This is a genomic window from Streptomyces sp. NPDC060031 (assembly GCF_042736805.1).
Lineage (GTDB): Bacteria > Actinomycetota > Actinomycetes > Streptomycetales > Streptomycetaceae > Streptomyces.
The window spans coordinates 1-4,787 of sequence record NZ_JBHWVM010000184.1; the positions used below are offsets into that span (position 1 = coordinate 1).

General features: G+C 69.4%; 4 protein-coding genes and 1 pseudogene. 1 reads left to right on the top strand and 4 read right to left on the bottom strand.

Annotated features, from left to right (window positions below; genetic code table 11):
• Nucleotides 1-450: 450 nt before the first annotated feature.
• The 4 genes from ACFWB8_RS36710 to ACFWB8_RS36725 all read right to left on the bottom strand — a co-directional run bounded on the left by ACFWB8_RS36710 (nucleotide 451) and on the right by ACFWB8_RS36725 (nucleotide 3,961).
• Nucleotides 451-555: a putative leader peptide gene (locus ACFWB8_RS36710; protein WP_385237561.1), complete on the bottom strand. Its 105-nt coding sequence runs from the start codon at nucleotides 553-555 to the stop codon at nucleotides 451-453.
• Nucleotides 556-685: 130 nt separating this feature from the next.
• Complete coding sequence (locus ACFWB8_RS36715) at nucleotides 686-1,144, bottom strand: RrF2 family transcriptional regulator (protein ID WP_385237564.1); 459 nt, start codon at nucleotides 1,142-1,144, stop codon at nucleotides 686-688.
• A gap of 127 nt (nucleotides 1,145-1,271) precedes the next feature.
• Nucleotides 1,272-2,474, bottom strand: a complete 1,203-nt coding sequence (locus ACFWB8_RS36720) for an acyl-CoA dehydrogenase (protein WP_385237567.1) — start codon at nucleotides 2,472-2,474, stop codon at nucleotides 1,272-1,274.
• A 773-nt stretch (nucleotides 2,475-3,247) separates the two neighbouring features.
• On the bottom strand, nucleotides 3,248-3,961 hold the full coding sequence (locus ACFWB8_RS36725; RefSeq protein WP_385237570.1) for a 2-phosphosulfolactate phosphatase: 714 nt from the start codon (nucleotides 3,959-3,961) through the stop codon (nucleotides 3,248-3,250).
• A 704-nt stretch (nucleotides 3,962-4,665) separates the two neighbouring features.
• On the opposite strand from ACFWB8_RS36725, the pseudogene ACFWB8_RS36730 reads away from it, so the two are divergent.
• Nucleotides 4,666-4,787, top strand: a pseudogene (locus ACFWB8_RS36730) (hydrophobic protein); the annotation flags it as partial.

Consider the following 4,787-nt stretch of genomic DNA (forward strand, 5'->3'; position numbering starts at 1 on the left):
GACCTCGGAGGCGGAGAGCGGCTTGCCGGCGTCCGCGACGTTGGCCGGCTTGTCCTTCGACTCGTCCTTCTTCGCCTCGGAACCGTAGCCGCAGGCGGTGAGCAGCAGGGGAAGCGTCGCTGTGACGGCGATGGCGCGCAGGGTGGTGAGCGGTCTTGCGGCAGACACGGAGGTGTCCTTTCACGGGATGGTGTTCAGAGAGGTACGGAGATGGGCGACGCGAAGCCGTCGGCGCACACGGCACCCGCTCCCGGCCGTCGGCGGCGGGATCGCGGTCAGACTGAGGAAAGGATGTCGGACGCCCCCGGGACGGACGTCGAGCCGTACATCGGACGGCCGCCCGACGGCATGCGGTCGGTGAGGTCGGCCGAGCGGCCCGGCCGACGGAGAGCGGAGCGGGGCAGCGCCCAGTGGTGCACCACGCGCGGAGCCAGGCCCGGGGAACGGTGTTCAGCTGGGCTGACAGATGGCGCTGGACGTACGGACCAGGTCGATGTGCCTGCGGGAGGTCAGGGGCAGCATCCGGCCTGCGTGGTGCAGGGTTCGCACGGCCACCTCACTCAATTCCTAGTTTTCCCACCTGGTTGGTAGGCATCCTGGCAGAGGCGGACACCCGCCCCAAGAGGTTGACCGCATGATGGACGGCGCGATCTCGCGATGCGAGAAAGTGCAGGTGGGGCGAGGGTCAGGGATTGGTCCAGGCCCCGGGGGTCTCGGCCAGTGCCGATACTTGAGAGGGCAGGTTGGATGACGCGACGTCGGCGAGTGTCACGCCGTCCAGGATCTCGCGCACGTTGGCCCGCAGTGCGATCCACAGCGGGAGCAGCGACTGGGCGGGGCCGGTGTAGGACAGGTCCGGTGGGCGGACCCCGCGCACCGAGACGAGCGGGCCGTCCACGACACGTATGACATCCGCGATGCTGATGGACTGGGCGGGCTTGGCGAGCCGGTAGCCGCCGTTGCCGCCGCGCTGGCTGAGCACGAGACCGCCTCGGCGCATGTCGTTCAGGATGCCCTCGAGAAACTTGTGGGGGATGTCCTGAGCGTCGGCGATGGCTTCGGCCTTCACTGGCCCGTCATCCTGTGACGCGGCAAGCTGCAACGCGGCACGTACCGCGTAGTCCGCCCTGGCTGAGATCCGCATAGGGACATTATCTGGCATGGATTCGGCCGGCGTCCGTCGCGGGTGGCCGCAGACTGCCGGGCAGGTACGCGTGCCCGGCAGCCGGGGGGCTCAGGGCGCGGATCCGGGCCCTGTGTGGTGCCGTGAGTCAATGGAAGGCGGCCGCCACCGCGCGGTGGGAGCCGTTGAGGTAGTGCTCGCCGATGGAACGCAGGCGGTGCGCGACCGGGCGGTGGGCTGTCAGGACTCGGGCGTTGCGCCAGAACCGGTCCAGGCCGGGGGCGTCGGCGAGTTCCAGCACCCGGGCGGTGATGTGCAGGGTGGCCTTCGACACCACGGCTTCGGCCGTGGCGACCAGAGCGGCGACGCCCGCGGGTACCTCGGCATCGAGCTGCGGACCTGTGGCGAGAGCCTGCGCCATCACTTCCGTAGCCCGGTCGACCACGGCGGTCGCCGTCTGAGCAGCAGAGGCGAGTTCCCCGTACGCCAGGTAGAGATCCGGGTCCTCACCGGGCAGCCGGTGTGCGCGGCCACCCCTGATGAGGTCGCGTGCTTCGGTGAGGGCGCCTTCGGCGATGCCGAGGCCGACGTGGCACAGGGCGAGCCGGAGCGCCGGCTCCGCGAGCGCGGTGAAGGGTGCGGTCGACTCCTCGTCGTGCGGCCGGCGGCCCAGTACCTGCCCCGGCGTGATGGCGACCCGGTCCAGGACGACCTCACCCGCGCCGGCGACCCGCTGCCCGAGGCGATCGTGGGCGGGTTCGACGGTCACGCCCCGTGCGCCGGGTGAGATCCGTGCGACCAGGACGTCACCGGTCGCGGCGCAGACGGCGTCCACCACGATCTGGTCGGCTGCGGCCACCGCCGTTTCCACGGACCGGCGCCCGTTCAGCAGGTAGCCGGTGGTGCGCGGCCTCAGTGTGAGGTCTGGTCCCTTGGCGTCGTCGTTGGGCGCGGAAGTGCGGACCGCCCCGGTCCACAGCCACTGCGCGCGCACCGACTCCTCTTCGAGGGCGGTCGCGTGCTGGTGATCCGCGTAGAAGCGTCCGCTCCAGGTGTGTACGTAGTGGCGGGCGAGTACGTCACCTACGGAGCTGTCCGCTGCGGCGATCTCCCGTATGACGGCGCATCCGGTACGCCAATCCGCCCCGCGACCGGGCCCGGGCGGGGTGAGGGCCGCCGGCAGGCCGGCCTCGCGCAGCCGGGCCGCCTCGTCGGTCGGCGGCTTGCCGGCTTGATCGCGGGCGATGGCGTCCGCGGCGAGGTCGTCTGCCACATCGCGGGCGGTACGCAGGAGCGCGTGGCGCTGCTCGTCGGCAGATCGGCGGCCGGTGGGGCTGGGTGTCGTCCGCATGGGCGTCATCGGCAGGCCCGGGTGCGGCTGCGTGGCGCGGGGGCTGGGCGGACGGCGGTGCCATGGGGGATGGCGGTGGTCATGTCGGCTACTCCGGAACGTTGTTGGGTGGCGTCGGCCGGTTGCTGGGAGGCGCAGGAGGGGTGGGAGACGGTGCTCATGCACCGGGTGCCGAGCCTGGCGCGAGCCGGCAGCATCAACGTCTTGGCCAGCCGTACTGAGCGAATCCCACCTTTCCCATCGGATTGATAGGAATACTTGCTCGAAGCGGCCTTGCCGGCAAGAGCATGACCGAATGATGGACAGTTCCATCTTGGGATGAAAGACGGTGCAGGTCAGCGGCCTGCTAGCGGGGCTGGGGCGCAGCTGGTTTTCTGTCAGGGAGCATGTGAACTAGGGGAGTTCGCCCGACCGACGCTCTGCCGGCGAGCCCCTCGCCGAGGCGGAGAGCCGCTGTGGCGACAGGGGCAGCCGCTGTGCGTCGGCTCCGGCGGTCGCGCGTCACGTACGGGGTCCTGGCGTGTGCGCCATCGGCCCCTTCTGGCGCCTGCCCGCCCTGACAGGGCCGTTCACACGGAGACCCCATGCCCCGTCGTGCCCGAACACCGGGCGTCCGTACCTCAATCCGGCGCAGCCGAAGGGGCTCATCGTGATGCTGGGCGGACAAGGCGTACCAAGGCGCCGGCCGACACATCCGAGTCCTGCGGAAGCTCCGCTGCAGCACCAACCGGATCACCGACATCGTGAAGGCCGCCCTCGTCCCTCACCACGCCTCAACAAGAGGTTGGAAAAGGCTCACTGGACGGGATGTCAGGCACCGCAACGCGACGGAGCACCGTTAGGGACTCTTCCTGGCGAGCCATCATCGCAAAGGAGAACCTGTCGATTTCCAAGCAGAGATCGACATCGTCTGGGTGGTATCCGCTCCGCAGCCCACCGGCGAGCTCTGCCGCTGCACGAGAAGTCCTCGCGCGGTGGAGATACGGGGCCGCCTCGACATCGCCTCCGGCCATACATTGACCAATGTATTCAGCGCAGGCCAGGTCCTCGTCGGCCTGGCCTCCCTCGCCGGTGACAACGAACGTCACCGGACCGGAATCTTTGGTCTGCAGAAACCGTGAGGTCGAGCCGGCCACCACGAAGCTCGCGCACAGGACCAGCGGCGCGTTCGCGACGGCAAGCGCGCCCACGGTTCCTGCCGTCGTCTTCTGCACCAGCGTGCGCCCAGCGAAATCGCATGACCTGAGCAAGCCAGGTGAGTTCACCGCGTCGAATCCCGCCGCTGGAGCTCCGTCCTTCAATGCCAGCCAACCCGAGTGGCTTTCCTTCAAGGCAAGTGCCTCACTCTCCGTTGAGGCCAGGACGATCCTCTCGACGCCACGTGAGAAGGCCCAGGCAGCCACGGTGAAGGCGCGCATGACGTCGATGACGACTGCAACGCGGGGAACGTCGGTCAACTCCGGGATGCCAACGAAGCGATGGTCCATCGCACCATTCTGACGCCCCTGGCTCATCCGAGGGGAGCAAAATCTGTACGATCACCGGCCCTGTCTCACTTTCGGTGGCGCAGTATCGTGAGGGGACGTTGGCGTTGGCCTTCGGGCGACGACGTCAACGCGCCCGTGCAGACGGTGTTTTCGTTCACGCCGCCAAGGCGTCACCGGTACGGGGGGGCCGCCTGCCCCACGGTTGCCCAGCGCCGCCCGGCGCCCCGCACGAGCACGAACTCGACGCGGTGTGGCGATACGAGCGGCGCCGCGACGGCCGCTGACACCACCCCCGGGCTGGTCAGGCGCGTCGGGAGGCGTACGCGAACGACCTCGGTCAGCTGACCTCGCGTGTGGCGGTGGCTGCGCGTTCGAACCGGTCGAAGTCGGACCGGGACCCGGAGGAGTGGCTGCCGCCGTTGCCGGCGGCGTTGTGCAGGTACGGGGCGGAGTGGACCGCGACCAAGCTCCGGTGGGGCCTGGCGGCCGACGAGTGGAACGGGACCGGCTGCTGGACATTGCGGCCGGCTGCGGTGGCACCGCCGTGGAGTTCATGCCGGCCCGGCAGCCAGCATCGAGGCGCGAGGCCCGCAGACCTGGGCACTGTCACCGCGGTGACCTCGGCGCGGGCCGGCCTCCTGCGGGCTGGAACGCGGGCGCGTTCTTCTGCCCCCCTGCGCGAGTAAGAAACACGTAAAAATCGCATGCATGGGCGGAGGGCGGCCGGGCACAAGGCGCTTCGGAGGTTGATAACTATGGTTCCCCTGCTTCTTGTTCTTCTGCTCGCTCTGATCCTCTTCGGTGCCGGTTTCGCGGTGAAGATCCT